Origin of the sequence: Tolypothrix bouteillei VB521301 (genome assembly GCF_000760695.4) — a bacterium.
In the GTDB taxonomy this organism is placed as follows: Bacteria; Cyanobacteriota; Cyanobacteriia; order Cyanobacteriales; family Nostocaceae; genus Scytonema; species Scytonema bouteillei_A.
Window position 1 is genome coordinate 4,063,376 of the sequence record NZ_JHEG04000001.1, and the last position, 15,685, is coordinate 4,079,060.

The window sequence follows — 15,685 nt, forward strand, 5'->3', positions numbered from 1 at the left end:
AATTTAACCCTGTGACTTTGTTTAAGCTTCTACCTAAAGAAGGGCTCAATATTAAGTAGCACTGTAGCTTTAAATACAACATTTTTATCCCAAGCTTTGCTTGGGAATAAGTAGATGAGGCTCTGCCTCATGTGACTGGAGTGGAGCCTCCTAAGTAAGGCATTTTCAGCCAGACACTGGAAACGAGAAAGGACTGGGTTGGCAGTGCCTACGCCAGAGTTTTGTCTTGAAAGCCGTTTAAAATTAAACTGAGAGGGTTTTTCGATTCACTTCCTCCGCACCAGAAGCACAATGAATTTTAGTCAGTTACTTGATGAAAAAATAGAGAGCATCGTCCAAAACTGGGTTGAAGCAGTTTGCCTAGATCGACAAATTTCGAGTACCGATAATTTAACACATTCAGCTATACGGAATCACCTTCCCGATGTTCTCAAAGCAATGGCAACCGTGCTTTCTCAATCCCAAGACAGCGATATTGAATCCATCGTGCAAAACAGTCTCGAACATGGTGTTTTACGTGCTGCACAAGGTTTTACTCCACCAGAAATTGCACGCGAGTATCGTCTGCTACGGCAAATCATATTTTCTACTCTAGAAGCAGACTTAGTCAACGGTACAGTTCGAGAAGTCATGCGAGTTCATAGAGCGATTGACGAAACGATCGATGAAGCTATCGGTCAGTGCTTTAAAAGTTATGTGGAGGAGCGATTGCAGGAACTACAGCAGCTACAAAGTCAGGCAGAATTAACCAATCAGGAACTAACTCGCTTGGTAAAAGCGAATCAGGAAAACCTTTCTCAACTAGCCCACGAACTCAAAAATCCTCTGACTTCAATTATTGGATACTCCGAGTTGATTTTGCGATCTTCTCAAAAGAATATTCAGCCTGAGGGGACTCTTAGCCATCTTGAACATATTGAGCGAGTGTTGCGTAATGGCAGACAGTTACTTCGCTTAATCAATGATGCTCTGGAAATGTCGCGGTATCAGGCTGGGAAGATGCAACTGCATCCAGTACCAACAGATGTATGCTCTTGTATTGACGATATGGTGAAAATGTTGGAACCTCTTGCAAGTGCAAAAGACCTACAGATAATTGTTGATTGCAATTTAGCGCCGGTCGATCGCTCCAATTCAGACATACCTAAAACTGTCGTTGTCGATCCGTTAAGATTACAACAAATCGTCACAAATCTTCTTAGCAATGCCATTCGCTATACAGAGTCAGGAAGTATCAAATTAAGGTGCAGTATGCTACCTGACGATCGGTGGTGTCTTTCAGTCAGTGACACAGGCGTTGGCATTGCACCAGAAGACCAGATGCGTATCTTTGACCCTTTCTTTCGAGCTGAGAGTAGTGTTAGCCATCTCGTTGATGGTACTGGCTTGGGGCTAGCAATTGTCTCGCAGTTAGTAAAACTTATGCAAGGAAAAATAGAGTTAATTTCGCAAATAGGCGCTGGCTCCACTTTCAGTGTTATTTTGCCTGTCACCTTGAGCTTGAAGACTAAAGAATGAAAGATGAAATATAGCTAAAATATGTAGATGATTTTTCATCTTTCATTTTTTATACTTTAAACTGTATGGCTCATAGTATCTTTTAATCGTAAAAATGCTTTAATTCTTGCCATTAGTTCATCATAATCAATAGGCTTGCGGAGAAAGTCATTAGCTCCTAAATTTAACCCTTCAGGTATATCTGCTTCCACATAAGCCGTAATCAGAATAATGGGAATAAAAGGTAGTTTTTTATTCTGCCGAATACGCCGCGTAACTTCGTAACCGTCCATTCCCGGCATCATAGCATCAAGCAACACCAGATCGGGTGGTGATGCTTCTATCATGGTTAACCCTGCTTTGCCATTGCTAGCAACATCAACTACATACCCTTCTTCTACCAAAACTGCTTCTAAAAGATGCAGGTTATCTTGTGTATCATCTATAACTAAGATGCGTTTAGCTTGAGGTTTAACTTGAGAAGAGAACATAAAATGAAGCTTCCTTTTGGGTAAAAAGGTTTGTCTGAATTTTGTGCCTTACTACCATTACCTCAGGAGGTACGGTGTAAAATGCCAGCGATCGCACTTCTGATAAGACTGAAGCAACTTCAACTGTATTTTGGGGTTTTACACGTTGTAGATCCCCCCAACCCCTTTAAAACGGGGTTGGGGGTCCGTCCTGTTTGAAATGAAAGTTTGCTTTATAGTAGCTAGTTGTTAGCTGACTAACCTCTTACCTCAGGAGAGTCTCACCTTCAGCCAATCGGAAATAGATAGAGGTAGATCCCCGTCTGAACTTTGGTTACTAAATTTCATTTAAACGCTTTCTGGCATAAACCAGGTCAGCCCAGAGCGTGCAATTGTTGCAGGTACTGTGTGGAAACCATCGAACTCTTGATAAGTGACTTTATAGCCAGCTTTGTTCAAGGCTGGCACAATTCTACGACTGCATCGGTCAATTTGCAGGACGTTGTCCCACTTACCGTGTGAGATAAAAATACGCGGTGAATTCTGTATTAAAACAGGTGGGACGAACCCTGGTGAGAAAGCTATGACATGAGAGAATAAGTCGCCATTGGTGATACCGATACCAAGTGCATAAGAAGCACCATCAGAAAAACCTTCAACTGCAATGCACGTTGGGTCTATGGCGTAGTGACTAAATGTTTGCGCTAGGGCTTGGTCAATAAAGGCGATATCAAGACCGTAGTGACCGTACAATACATCCCAAGTTTTCAAGCGTGAATCAGGTGCAAGTAGAACGACCCCAGATGCATCAGCAAAGTTTAGAAATGGGGTAAGACCGCTACGTCCATTACCACCTGCACCGTGCAGCATCAGTATGAGTGGTGCGGGTTGAGAAGCTTGGTAATTTTTTGGTATGTAAAGAAGACCGTCGCGCTCGGTATCTAGTTCTAGTGGTTGCAGACCGAGTAGTGGAGTTCCTACTGGCTGCGTTGGTCGCGATCGCAATTTTCCCTGAGTTGCTGTCTGTACTGGCTGCTTTAGTTTATCTTGTGTCATCAATCTATTCCTCGACCTATTTTGAGTGGAGTGCATTGTTGTCCTTAGTGAGTGAATCACCCTACACCAATGCTCAATAGGTAGCGCCGCCTTATCGGTAGGTACACAATATTTGTCAAGCGTAATATTTAGTAATATCGCTGTTATTTAAGATTATTGTTTTTAACAAACCTACTAGCAGAATATTACAATAGTTTATTGACAAAATATTAAAAATAAAATTTCATTTCATATATCAAAATAATGTGTTCTTTATTACAATTAAACTTTACAGAATCTAGGTCTTTTAGTAGAACTATAAGAAAAGGTGAGTAATCCTTAAGGATGATGTCGTAAGTCGTAATTATTTGGAAATATAGCAGCAAGTCATTCTTAATGATACGGCAAAAAACTCATGCATTCACAAGATACCCAAACAATAAGAGTTGAGAATAAACATCGCTCAAGAGAAACCAACTTGAACTATACAAGTTATCAGCAACAAAGCAACTTAGAGTCGATGGAGCAGGAAGTACATAAAGCTATTCCAAGCCAAACTTCACTTAATCCGCTAGTACGCAATGGTTTAATTGTAAGTATTTTAGCGTTGCTATTTGTGGCTTCTATTTACTATGGGGTTATCAATCCTTAACCTGTCCCAAAGCCAAAGGTCATTTCATCTCAATCGCATACAGAGAAGCTATTGATCGAGCAACGTATCTAAAGACCAAGAGCAGCGCAAGCTAGGCTTTTAGAGTGGCAGAATTAGGAGCATTCTGCAAAAATAAGGCAAGATGCTATTTGTCTCAAAGGCATTTTAGTTCAGAGTTCCATCAATATCTTCCTCATGCAATAAAATTGTGGTTTCAGGACCAATTCTCCCCATATCTGGTTCTGGACCCTTTGCCATTTCAACAGCATATTTCCAGGTGTGAGAATCTGGTTGAAAATATAAAATTTTGCCTACGCCTCCAACGAAACGAACGACTTGATATTTATTGAATTTGGGAGGTACTGTTAATTGGTCGGTTATCATTGCAGATACTCCTAATAAATTGGTTACTTCTTGCTTCTTCTTACAAAAGAATAAATATAAAACCCAGAAATAACGTCTAACTAAAGAGTTGTATGAATTTCTACCTAGAGTTAATTTTTTATTAACAAATGCTGTAACTTCTAACACATATATTTTACTTTTATATTTGTATAATTCATAAATACAGCAGATTTCAACTTGGTGAGGTACAAAAATTCCCCCCTCTATCACCCCTTGGTAAGGCTACAGCGGTGTACAGATTTCTAGACAAAAGATGAAACATCGTGAAAAGGGAGAATTGGAATGAAGTTCCCCCCTTTTTTAAGGGGGTTAGGGGGGATATAAACCACTTTTAATGCATTTTAGAAAACTTGGTAAGTAGGTCAGTATTAAAAATTATCGTCATGACAAGGCAGATGGCAGAGGGCAGATGGCAGAAGGGAAGAGGTTTTTAGGCAACTTTACTTTTCGTTACATACTTCGGTTTTTTTGCGCCTTTCTACTTACACCACCGTGGCTTGGTAAGGAGGGATGAAAGGGTGTACCTAATTCACATGCAAAGCGCTGTAAGTTTTGACTGTTAAGTTTGCAAGGGCTTTCAACTTATTTAAGAACTGAGAAACTTATAATTTCTCACAATTATTTTGGTCGAATATTACTTTAAATATTACTTTGTAGTTGCGATAAATGAGAAGAATTGCAACTGTGCAAAGAACGGATAAATCCATTCCTTAGGACAGAAGTCTTAAATCAGTAAGTAAATTAATCTAAAAAAAAGGGGGCGCTAGTTAAAATTGCAGAAGCAATTTTTAACAAATAACGATTATTTTCTCTACTTAAAAGTAGGGAAAATAATTAATAAATTCTTTTTTACGAAAACATAATAAAAAACTTTACCATCAAGGGCTTTCTAACTGCAAATATCCACTTTAAGTAGAGAGGCGCAAAAAAACAGAATTAATTATATAACGAAGCCTAAAAAGCTCTTCCCTTCTGCCATCTGCTCTGCCATCTGCCTTGTCATGACGACAATTTTTAATACCGACCTACTTATATATATTATGAATCCAGAGCAACTCAGTCACGAACTGCGATTTGGCGACAGCCCCGACTTAATTCGTCGCCGTTGGATCGTTGGTCTATCTCTAGTAAGCGCTACCATGGGAATCTTGGTCTCGCTTTATCAAACCGGAATTATTCGCCACTTGCCTGACCCACCAATACCATATTTTGACTCAGACCGAGTTGACGCGTCTGAATACGCATACAGTCGGCTTGAGACTCCTGATGGGCTGATGATGGTAACCAATTATGCCATCACAGCTTGGCTAGCCGGAGCCGGTGGTCAAAATCGGGCGCAAGAGAACCCATTATTGCCGATCGCAATGGGTGCTAAACTCCTCTTTGACGCGGTTACCGCACTTGAACTCGCTCGTGAGGAATGGAGCGAGAATCAAGCGTTTTGTGCGTATTGCCAGATTGCAACACTTTGCTCCCTTGCATCAGTTGCGATCGCAGTTCCCGAAGTTTTGAGTGCGATCAATACCCTCACAGGTCAAGGGAAGGATAAAGTATGAAGGATAAAAGCTGAAGGATTAAAGTGTAATTTTTAATCCTTCAGGCTTTATCCTTTATCTTTCATTGGTCACTGTTTGCCCCACAGTCAAAAGACCAGGAGGCATTTCTGTTCCCATTGCTTGTGCTAGCGCTGCCGGTGGCTTATCGCGCTCGGGGGATCGCAAATACTCTCCCGTCAAGATGCGTGAACCGGGTTTCATGCTGTGGGTAGTGCTGTAGTAGCGATGGGTCTGGGTAATTTTACCTCGCTCCTGCATAGAATCATTAGAGATTTTTTTGCGAAGCTTGATGATAGCATCCATGATTGCTTCTGGACGGGGAGGACAACCAGGTATGTACACATCTATTGGCAAAAGTTTATCAGCACCCCGAACAGCTGTTGGAGAATCCGCGCTGAACATACCACCAGTAATCATGCAGGCTCCCATTGCAATAACGTACTTTGGCTCGGGCATCTGCTCGTAAAGACGCATTGTCGGCTGAGACATTTTCACGTTTAAAGTTCCTGCCAAAATGATTAAATCAGCTTGACGCGGACTAGCACGAGGAATGAGACCAAATCTGTCAAAATCGAATCGGGAGCCAATCATAGCTGCAAATTCAATAAAGCAGCAAGCTGTACCGTACATCAGAGGCCACAAGCTAGATAACCTCGCCCAGTTATACAGGTCATCTATGGTCGTCAGTATAATATTTTCTGAAAGTTGATTGGTTACTCCATAGCTTGTTGGAGCTAAAATTGTTTCTTTCCCAGATGAGCCATTTGGATTATTTTCATTGGGATTCATGAATTTGTCCGGTCTCTTAATAAATTTAACGCTTGTTTTGTTTTTCAAAGCTCTGCTATAAAAATATAAATTTTTTAGATAGCAATTTATTCCGCCATTAGAAATAAGCTTTGATTAAATTTATATGTGATATGAAATACGATAAAAATATAATATAGAAATACTATTTGATTGTTGAGATAAAGATAGAGCCAGTATGCCCACCCTACTACGAAATGACAAATGACAAAAGTTGTTTTTGGTAACGCTGCAAGCGAAGGTGCAAATCGTTGGGGATGGTTCCTCGGTCACTTCATCACCCCAATTAACGATCCGCGATCTACAGAAGAACTAGAAGTAAAATGGGCTACCCATAAAGCTGGTGACAACAGAGCGGAATGGGCAGTCAATAACCAAGCTGCGACTATCTCTATTCTGATTCATGGAGAATTTCGCTTAAAATTTGAAGATAGGGAAATTTTATTATCACGTGAGGGTGACTACGTTCTCTGGCGTGCGGGTGTACCCCATTCTTGGGTAGCTGAGTCTGACTGCACGATTCTCACTATCAGATGGCCTTCAAAACCAGGTGATAGCGTCTCTACAACACCTAGTAGTAGTTAATAGGGTAGGTAGCTATTTCGTGGGAGCAATTGCCCTCAGAATAAAATTCTGGGGCTACACAAACAAAGTCCACCTACGTGGACTTCTTATCAAGTCCGCATAGGCGTGATTTTAATCACAAGTATATTTTTTCCAAATTGGGATGCTCCCTATTTCGTTGACCTCTACCCCTGTTACTTAACTTATTGGTACAATAAGTCAATAGTTTTGCTATCAACTTAGATGGAATCTGTAAACGAGGATAATACCGAGCTAATATTTTTAAAAGATTTACAGTTAGGATTGTGTAATAACGAGCCTGAAAATGTGCAAGATTTGACTGTACTCTTTGAAATTATGGATGTTATAGAAAATACTATAGAAGTTTTAGAAAAAATTTTCACCGGAGTCAATCAATTCAATAGCACAGTTGCTCAATCTCAAAAAACTAAACAGAAAGATAGTCAATTTATAGAATCTACAGAGCCTAAGTCGGGTGAAACATTGGAAATTGAGGATAGAATAGAGCTTTTATCCGAGCAAGTAGAAACTCTAAAGCAACTGTTGTATTACCGGGAGGTAGAACTACAGGAGATAAGACACGAGTTGCACAATACTAATATGGATTTGTGCGCTGCAATTAATTCCCCTTGGCTATCACTTGATGAGGCTAAAGAATTAGCAAAACAACTTTTGGTAAGTAAAAAGTCCAGCCATGAAATTTTAGCAGAACTGCTCGGTACTATCTGTAATTTGGCGCTTGAACCTTTAGATTTAGAGGACAGAGAAATATCAAATTTTATTAAAGCTTCAATCAACAAGCCAGTCAATTGTAGTCTGACAATTAATTATCAAGGGTCTCTCACCGATATGATAGCGGTGAGAAAGAAAGCAGCGGAAACTCGGGCAAAATCTAAAATGCTTAGAGAGCAGTCTCGTAAAATTCAGGCTCAATCTAGACAGCTTAAAGCTCAATTCATAGAACAGGGAATTAAATTTGTTAGCTCTCAAGCTTCATTCACTGCCCGTCAGCGTAACTTTAGGCGCAGGCGAAAGCTGAAAAAAAATTATCGAGCTGACTAAAGTCAGCTCGATAATTTTGTCGATTTTGAAGAGTTTGCTATTCTATAGCTCATCTTTAGAGAACAAGCCAAAACATTTACTGCTTAACGGATTTCATTGACAAACTAATCCGCTTCAGTTTCTCATTCACTTCCAGCACTTTGACTTTCACGACTTGTCCTACTTTCACAATTTTCTTGGGATCGTCTACAAATCTGTCAGCCAGTTGAGAGATATGTACCAATCCATCCTGATGTACGCCAATGTCAACGAATGCACCAAAGTTAGCAACATTGGTAACAATTCCTTCTAGTTCCATTCCAACTTTCAAATCAGCGATTTCCTTAATTCCTTCTTTGAAAGTAGCATACTTAAACTCAGCTCTTGGATCTCTTCCCGGCTTTTCCAATTCGCTCAAGATATCGCGTAATGTTGGTTCGCCAACGCTGGCGGTTACGTATTTTTTGAGATTGTGTTTTTTGAGTTGTTCGGCAATTGTGGTGATTTGAGTTAAGGGGACTTTTAAATCGGAAGCGATCGCTTCCACAACCGAATAACTTTCTGGATGCACAGCAGTATTATCGAGAGGATTTTCACCATCACGAATGCGTAAGAAACCCGCAGCTTGTTCAAATGCTTTTGGTCCCAACTTCGGAACTTTTAGCAGTTGTCGGCGGTTTTTGAATACACCATTTTGGTTGCGATAGGCAACAATATTATTGGCAACACTAGACGTAATACCAGAAACAAAGGTAAGAAGTTCTTTAGAAGCAGTGTTTAAGTCTACACCAACGTAGTTAACGCAGCTTTCAACAGTTTCATCCAATTTCTTCTTTAACAATTTTTGATCCACATCATGCTGATACTGCCCTACCCCAATCGATTTGGGTTCAATTTTGACAAGTTCTGCAAGGGGATCTTGCAGGCGACGTCCAATACTAATAGCCCCCCGAACAGTGACATCTAAATCGGGAAATTCTTCTAGAGCAACTTTGCTAGCTGAATAGATAGACGCACCCGACTCGTTGACTATCACCTTAATTGGTTTTCTATCCAAACTTTGCAGAGTTTCCAAAACAAATTCATCGGTTTCACGCGAAGCTGTACCGTTACCAATAGCAATTAACTCTATTTTGTATTTCTCAATTAAATTTTTTAGAGTTTTTGCAGCTTCCACACGCTGGTTTGCTGATAGATGGGGAAATATTGCTTGATATTCTAAAAATTTACCTGTTTGATCGAGGACTGCGACTTTACACCCAGTCCGAAAACCCGGATCTACCGCCAAAGTGGGTTTCATCCCTGCTGGTGCAGACAGTAATAACTCTCGTAAGTTAGCTTCAAATGTTTTGATAGACTCTATGTCTGCAAAAGTTTTCTTTTCAGAAATGACCTCGCTTATCAAGGATGTTTTCATCAAACGGGTGAAAGCATCTTTGAGCATTGCTTGATAGAAGTCCCGCACTGCGCGGACTTTTGTTTTAATTTCTTTTGATTCCAAATAAGACAGGATAACATCTTCATCAAAAGAAATATCAAAAGATAAGATTCCCTCAGCTTCACCGCGACACAATGCCAGCATATTGTGAGGGGCAATATTTTGTACCCGCATTTGGTAATTGCGGTACATTTCAAATTTCGTTGTACCTTCTGGATAGTCATTCTTGATACGGGAAAAAAAGACTCCTTCTTCTAAAAGGTATTCCCGTACATAAGAACGCAACTCTGCTTTTTCAGCCACTTCTTCTGCAAGAATATCAGAAGCACCGCGCAACGCCTCTTCTGCGGTTTTGACACCTTTGTCTTCAGAAACGTATTTTGCTGCTTCCCCATCCAGAGAAGCGGCGACTCCATTTTTGACGTTTAACGATTTAATAAACTCTGCAAGCGGTTCCAACCCTTTTTCTTTTGCAACGGTGGCTCGCGTGCGACGTTTTGGACGGAAGGGTAAGTATAAATCCTCAAGTTCTGTTTTTTGCAAACAGGACTCTATCTTTTCTTTAAGTTCGTCAGTAAGCTTACCTTGTTCTGCGATCGCATTTAAAATTGTGGATTTTCTTTCTTCCAATTCTGTTAAGTAAGAATACCTATCTGCCAGTTGGCGTAACTGAACTTCATTCATTTCCCCAGTCCGTTCTTTGCGATAACGCGCAATAAAGGGAATTGTCGCACCCTCAGCCAAAAGATCCAGCGCGTTTTGCACCTGATAGGGTTTAAGGTTTAGTTCGATAGCCAGTGATTGAGGAATGTTTAGCATCGGGTATTGCAGTTGAAATATATTTATCAGCGCAAGTAGATAATGTTAAGCTAGTTTAACAGACAGATTCGGAATCTTGTATTTATACGCTGTTGTTATGAGTAACGTGTTAGAGCTAAAACTGAATAGCTGTTAGATTAGGCACACTTGTTACCGACAACAGAGACCTATTATGCACACATTAACGCTTCTGCTATTAGCCCAGAGGTGAGGAAAAATGGCTTTGTTTTTCTTGATTCCGCTACTTACCGGCTTGGTAGGTGGCTATATCTTTAAAAAATGTACTGACGAAATTGGGTATTTCGTGGGGATATTTGCAGCTCTGTGCCTTGCTTTAAGCTTGGTGTTCGCACCGTGGCAAGTGTTGCTTTTGCTGCTCCTAGTTATTCTCATGACCACCCAAAAACTTTTACAACGAGTAGAAGACCATGATGAAAACTTAAATAACACTGACAGAAGAGAACTAACCGATCCCAAACCCCAGGTAACTGAGGAAGAAGTAGGACGGAAATACCGTGGTATCAGTTACTAAGCAATAACTCCTACTGATACCGCCACCGAGAAAAACCTGCAGGAGTAAGCCTTTGAGATTTCATAGGTCAAGCGGCTCCTGTAGTTTAAGTTACCGGGCGAAAGGAAGATTTTAGCGATCTTAGGGATCGCAACCGACAAATTTTTAAGAAATTTTAATTGCAGTCGTCACCACATCTAGAAACTTTTGCCCACACTCTTGTTGTTTGAGTCGTACTGGGATTGGGTACAAATTCCACTTTAAGAACCTTCAACTTCTCTTGAGGTTTAAGAACAGCTAAAGCTTTTTGTTCTTGATAACTAAAGTGAGGTAACTGCGGTTTATTTTTCCTTAACGTTACTCCTGGTTTAACAGTTACAGTAACTACCGCTCCTGGTGATGGAACAACACGAGAGTCAGTAGATTGTAAAACTTCGCTTAAAGGTTTCCCAAGCAATGCTGCACCTGGCTTGTTGTTAACATTGCCTAAAAAAATCCAACCATCAGGGGTAGAAATTTCTTGGAATTTTGAAGATGAAGTCGCAGCAGATACTTGCTCGATACTTTGACTGGATTCTGGCGATCTCACTGCAAAAAGATTTTGTTTGGGAATCCATGACAAGATTGTGCCAACTATTGCTATAACCCCAGCACCTACAAGAAATTTTCCGATTCCAGTAAATTGTTGATTTTTTTTCGATTGTGCTTGAATTTTTTGCTGCTGAGGCGGTTGGTACTCTTGTTGTCTTTCTTCAAAGTTTGTAGATTCGGTATTTTCTTCAGAATCATGAGTCTGTTGTAAATGATTCAAGCTTTGACTAACCCACTCATTAACATCACGACAAAGAGGGTCTTCAGTTGTATTTTGGACGGTATCGGCTCTACCAACTGCATGAGGTTCAACAATCCATTCCATTGTTTCCCCGACAGCATCCGATGTATCTACTACAGAGTCCCAAGGATCTTCTAATATATCTTCTTTTACTGTATCAACTTGACTTACGATAGAAGTATTAACCTGCTCTACTCTTTCTTTGAGTGTATTACCTCCATCATTTATACAAAGGTAAGCATCTTCAGTGACACCCTTGGATTCATTAACGACAGGTGGCTTTACCTCTTCAGGTTTTTCTTTTGCGTTTTCTTCGACAACTCTAGAAGCATCAGGCTGTTCAATAATATCATTAAATACAACTTCTCCAGTATTTCCACTAAAGTTAACAACCTCAGCTACGTTCCTAGCGGTATCTACAACAGAAGGCTTGACTTGGTCTACTGTATCTTTAACTGTATCAACAACACTTAGGACAGAAGGCTTAACCCGGTCAACCGTATCTTTTACCGTATCAACAGCACCGACTATGGAAGGCTTAACCCGGTCAACCGTATCTTTTACCGTATCAACAGCACCGACTATGGAAGGTTTGACCTGCTCTACTGTGTCTTTTAATGCATCTCCCACACCGTTAACACTATCATGAACAGCATCAGCTACAGTTTGAGCTGCACCCACAACGCCTTCTACAGTAGCATTAACACGCTGAGCCGTACCCTTACCTACCAAAGCACCAGCAACTGCGCCCACAACACCACCAACAGTTCCTCCAACTCGGCGACCGAGCAAACCACCAATCGCTGCTCCAACAATTCCACCCCCTATACCTGTTGCTGCTCGATAAGCTATGGGTTGCTTCCTCTGAGAACAATTAGCTTTTTCTTGACGCTCAACAGGCTGCTTGCGATCGCTCATAGTTAATCTCTCCTCTCGCTTAAGGTAGTATCAGACCTAACTGAAGCAGCTCGTTATCAATTCAAGATTAATTTATCAGTCATTCGATAAACCGTTAATAACCTAAAGACATATAAGCAGTTCTAAATGAAATATAAGAATAAGAGTGAAGACGGCTAATAGCTAATGGCTAATTGCTTATTGACCATTAGCAATTAGCCATTAGCCATTAGCAATCCAAATTTTTTACAAATAATTTAGGATTGCTATATGTCTGCCAAATTATCAGAAAATAAGGTGGGAATTGCCCACCCTAAGTCTTATTTCTGGTTATCTACTGGGACTAAAATGTAAGTCGTCTGGTTATTGGAGTTACCGGGGATATTGGGTGTGTTGGGGAGATTAGTTCCCTGAGCCCCAGAGGGTAAATTATCCTCAGCGACTTTAGTGGCTACATCCACTGTACCTTTGATATTGTCGTTAACGCCTTCAGCAGCACCTTTGACGATGTTCACAGTGTTGTTAACGGTGTCGCTAACATTCATTGCTGTAGCTTTGACAGCAGACAAAGTACTGTTGACAGTGTCGTTAATACCTAAAGCAGTATCCTTGACACTGTCTCCTACATCGTTAACAGTATCGTTCACACCATCAGCGATCGAACTGATTGCATCACCCACACCTTTGACACTTTGATTAATAGTCCCGGCTGTATTCTTAACCGAGTTCCCCGCTCTTTTTACAGTTTGGTTAACCCTTTCGGCTGTACCCTTAATAGTTAAAGCTCCAGCTATTGCACCTAACGCAGCACCAATGAGTGCTCCAATTGCTATTTTAGATAACCCATTGTTCGAGTTTCTACCTGATTCATAAGAAGTATTGGATTGGTCTTCTGTAAAATCAGTATTGTCTTCAGCGTTAGGATGCTCCAAAACCTGCTGATTTCCATTCATAAGAGTCATTTCCTTTATGCCACAATAGACTCAATTAGTAAACAATTAACAGTTATCAGTACACCGTTAGCGAGAACTGATAACTGATAACTCAACACCTAAATAATGTTTGGAATGTCAGGTGTTTATTTGTCGTAATCGTTAAGTAGAATAATGTCTTTCTCAAGTGGAGTTGTTTCTCCTGTATCTATCAACAGCCCACTGTCTTTAGGAGTAGCGGGATCTGCTGAAGACAAAGTTGGAGCAACGTTAAGCCCTTCTACTGGGTCTGGTGCTAAAATGTAGATCGTTGGTGTACGGTCTATTTCCACTTCATTATTTTTGGATTGCTGATTGTTGGCAATCGTGCGATCGCGATCGCCTTGATTTTGACCTATCGATGCATTCTCTGCTGCACTTTGTACGGATTGGTTAACACCTTGCGCTGTGTTTTGTACCGCATCTGATGCATTTGCTGCGTTTTCCTTAATTCCTTCAGATGCGCGATTTGTTATATCTCTTGTCGTGTCCGCCGCACTTTGTACAGCTTGGTTAATACCTTGCGCTGTATTTTGTACTGCGTTTACAGTACCTTCCACTGTTTGCTGGGCGACTTCAGCGAGCCCTTGAGAGGTATTCTGTACCGTGTTTACTGTACCTACTAAAGCTTGTGTGGTTCCTTCAGCAACACCCTTTGCAGTGTCTACTGCACCACCTACGATAGCTTCAGTAGCTCCCTCAGCAATACTTTTCACGGCTTGTCCTATACCTTTGCCTGTGTGGCTGAGACCTTCACCTATAGTCTTTGAAGCCTCTCCAATACCTTTTGCTGCAGTATTCAACCCTTGACCGACTCTCTTACCTGCAAAAGCACCAATTAATGACCCTAATGTACCAGCAACAAGTCCTCCTACCAATGCTCTGGTTAACGTAGGATTCAGACCTTTGGTAACTGCTTGAGTATTGGATTGACCGGAATTGATGCGGTTAACATCATTGTTTCTGGAGACATTAGTATCTATGTTAATGTTTGCTGAACCCCCATGAGGTTGAGTAGAACTGATGGGGTTAGCATCATAGTTTCTAGAAACTCCAGCATCTACATTCAGGTTGGCTGAATTTGCATGAGGTTGACCAGAAGCTATGCGATCGCTTGTCGGCTGCTGTGCAGCATCGCTATTAAAGTTTGTGGTTGCTGAACCCGCATTAGGTCGAGCGGAAGTTGTGCTATCGGTATTTACACCCTGTCTGTCCGAAGCTTGCTTGATTTCTTGCATAGTAATTATTCCCTTTATTTAAAAAAAGGTTCGACATTCATTTGTTGAAGTTCTCACAAGCAAATCTAACGATTCAAAATGGCATTTTAACCGTTCTAAAGATATAGACAATCAATTAATTCCCGCTCCAGAAGTTATAGTCTTTAGGCGTAGTTAATCACCGAATGATTTTTGTACAAAAAGTTTCTTTTTTCTACGGATATGTACCGAACTATAGATACAAGCATTATCAGTAGAAAATTTCTGTTATATCATCTGTATCGCTTTATGCTTTGCCAATAACTGACAGTATCTCTCATTTTTCTTTGCCAACATCCATTTTTCTTTAAATATTGCTGCCGATTCAGCCTTAACAGGGTCTACTTCATTTGGCAAAATATCTTTTCTAGCTTTTACAACAGCTTCAATAGAAGTTTCTTTTTGAGGATTGGTTTTGTATTTTTTTCCGCTCTTATGATTGGCATAGCGGCGCGATCGCGTATGACCCATTTGTAAGAACTTACGTGCCATATCAGCCCCAACGAAATCATCTTTCTCCAAATATTCAAGAAACATTTGGTATATTTTTTCGCTTGATTGTCTTGCAATTTCAGGAGTTTTAAACCGCCAATAAGGCAAAATCTCTGACTTATACGGTTCTACCAAAAGCACTCCCTGCTCGCCCTTCCCAACGCGATAGAGTTCGGGATTTTTTCGGAAATCAATACTTTGAAAATCTAAAGAGTAATCAAATGACATGAGAGGATGTTTGTAAAGTTTCAATTCATACTGGCTATGCCATGAGAAATCGCATGGCAAGTACCACAATGAAGAGGAACCCAGAGCAGTCGCCTCAACGGGGGAACTTTGTTTGTATAGTAGCGAATTATATTCGCCCAAGACTTTTAAAACATCCTCTATAAAGAAAGCCTACAAAAATCCGAGCGCTAGA

General features: G+C 40.6%; 15 protein-coding genes. 6 read left to right on the plus strand and 9 right to left on the minus strand.

What is annotated here, in order from left to right:
* The first annotated feature begins 291 nt into the window (after nucleotides 1-291).
* Nucleotides 292-1,518, plus strand: a complete 1,227-nt coding sequence (locus HC643_RS16145) for a sensor histidine kinase (protein WP_038082918.1) — start codon at nucleotides 292-294, stop codon at nucleotides 1,516-1,518.
* Between the two features lie 56 nt (nucleotides 1,519-1,574).
* Here HC643_RS16145 and HC643_RS16150 read toward each other — a convergent pair whose 3' ends face one another.
* Nucleotides 1,575-1,988 carry a response regulator transcription factor gene (locus HC643_RS16150; protein WP_038082919.1) on the minus strand — a complete coding sequence of 138 codons (414 nt, stop codon included), beginning with the start codon at nucleotides 1,986-1,988 and terminating at the stop codon, nucleotides 1,575-1,577.
* Nucleotides 1,989-2,315: 327 nt separating this feature from the next.
* Nucleotides 2,316-3,023: an alpha/beta hydrolase gene (locus HC643_RS16155; RefSeq protein ID WP_038082920.1), complete on the minus strand. Its 708-nt coding sequence runs from the start codon at nucleotides 3,021-3,023 to the stop codon at nucleotides 2,316-2,318.
* Nucleotides 3,024-3,417: 394 nt separating this feature from the next.
* Between HC643_RS16155 and HC643_RS16160 the strand changes: the two genes are divergently transcribed.
* A complete protein-coding gene (locus tag HC643_RS16160; RefSeq protein WP_038082921.1) occupies nucleotides 3,418-3,654 on the plus strand; it encodes a hypothetical protein in 237 nt (78 codons plus the stop codon).
* 165 nt (nucleotides 3,655-3,819) lie between these two features.
* Here the strand turns inward: HC643_RS16160 and HC643_RS16165 are convergent, their stop codons facing one another.
* Nucleotides 3,820-4,038, minus strand: coding sequence for a hypothetical protein (locus tag HC643_RS16165; protein WP_038082948.1), 219 nt, complete (start codon nucleotides 4,036-4,038; stop codon nucleotides 3,820-3,822).
* A gap of 1,022 nt (nucleotides 4,039-5,060) precedes the next feature.
* Here HC643_RS16165 and HC643_RS16170 point away from each other — a divergent pair.
* The gene (locus HC643_RS16170; RefSeq protein ID WP_237265891.1) at nucleotides 5,061-5,615 is read left to right on the plus strand and encodes a vitamin K epoxide reductase family protein; all 555 of its coding nucleotides are present in this window, start codon (nucleotides 5,061-5,063) and stop codon (nucleotides 5,613-5,615) included.
* A 54-nt stretch (nucleotides 5,616-5,669) separates the two neighbouring features.
* Here the strand turns inward: HC643_RS16170 and nuoB are convergent, their stop codons facing one another.
* On the minus strand, nucleotides 5,670-6,404 hold the full coding sequence (gene nuoB / locus HC643_RS16175) for an NADH-quinone oxidoreductase subunit NuoB (RefSeq protein WP_038082923.1): 735 nt from the start codon (nucleotides 6,402-6,404) through the stop codon (nucleotides 5,670-5,672).
* 222 nt (nucleotides 6,405-6,626) lie between these two features.
* On the opposite strand from nuoB, the gene HC643_RS16180 reads away from it, so the two are divergent.
* Nucleotides 6,627-7,007 carry a cupin domain-containing protein gene (locus tag HC643_RS16180; protein ID WP_038082924.1) on the plus strand — a complete coding sequence of 127 codons (381 nt, stop codon included), beginning with the start codon at nucleotides 6,627-6,629 and terminating at the stop codon, nucleotides 7,005-7,007.
* A 222-nt stretch (nucleotides 7,008-7,229) separates the two neighbouring features.
* Nucleotides 7,230-8,069 carry a hypothetical protein gene (locus HC643_RS16185; protein ID WP_050045850.1) on the plus strand — a complete coding sequence of 280 codons (840 nt, stop codon included), beginning with the start codon at nucleotides 7,230-7,232 and terminating at the stop codon, nucleotides 8,067-8,069.
* A gap of 76 nt (nucleotides 8,070-8,145) precedes the next feature.
* Here HC643_RS16185 and HC643_RS16190 read toward each other — a convergent pair whose 3' ends face one another.
* Nucleotides 8,146-10,305 carry a Tex family protein gene (locus HC643_RS16190; RefSeq protein WP_038082925.1) on the minus strand — a complete coding sequence of 720 codons (2,160 nt, stop codon included), beginning with the start codon at nucleotides 10,303-10,305 and terminating at the stop codon, nucleotides 8,146-8,148.
* 217 nt (nucleotides 10,306-10,522) lie between these two features.
* Between HC643_RS16190 and HC643_RS16195 the strand changes: the two genes are divergently transcribed.
* On the plus strand, nucleotides 10,523-10,837 hold the full coding sequence (locus HC643_RS16195) for a hypothetical protein (protein WP_063779504.1): 315 nt from the start codon (nucleotides 10,523-10,525) through the stop codon (nucleotides 10,835-10,837).
* Nucleotides 10,838-10,991: 154 nt separating this feature from the next.
* Here the strand turns inward: HC643_RS16195 and HC643_RS16200 are convergent, their stop codons facing one another.
* The 4 genes from HC643_RS16200 to HC643_RS16215 all read right to left on the minus strand — a co-directional run bounded on the left by HC643_RS16200 (nucleotide 10,992) and on the right by HC643_RS16215 (nucleotide 15,492).
* Complete coding sequence (locus HC643_RS16200) at nucleotides 10,992-12,566, minus strand: hypothetical protein (protein WP_050045851.1); 1,575 nt, start codon at nucleotides 12,564-12,566, stop codon at nucleotides 10,992-10,994.
* Between the two features lie 299 nt (nucleotides 12,567-12,865).
* Nucleotides 12,866-13,498, minus strand: coding sequence for a hypothetical protein (locus HC643_RS16205; protein WP_038082926.1), 633 nt, complete (start codon nucleotides 13,496-13,498; stop codon nucleotides 12,866-12,868).
* A 125-nt stretch (nucleotides 13,499-13,623) separates the two neighbouring features.
* Nucleotides 13,624-14,754 (minus strand): hypothetical protein, encoded by a 1,131-nt coding sequence (locus tag HC643_RS16210; protein ID WP_050045852.1) that lies wholly within the window; start codon nucleotides 14,752-14,754, stop codon nucleotides 13,624-13,626.
* Between the two features lie 246 nt (nucleotides 14,755-15,000).
* Complete coding sequence (locus HC643_RS16215; protein ID WP_038082927.1) at nucleotides 15,001-15,492, minus strand: DUF4385 domain-containing protein; 492 nt, start codon at nucleotides 15,490-15,492, stop codon at nucleotides 15,001-15,003.
* Between the last annotated feature and the right edge of the window lie 193 nt (nucleotides 15,493-15,685).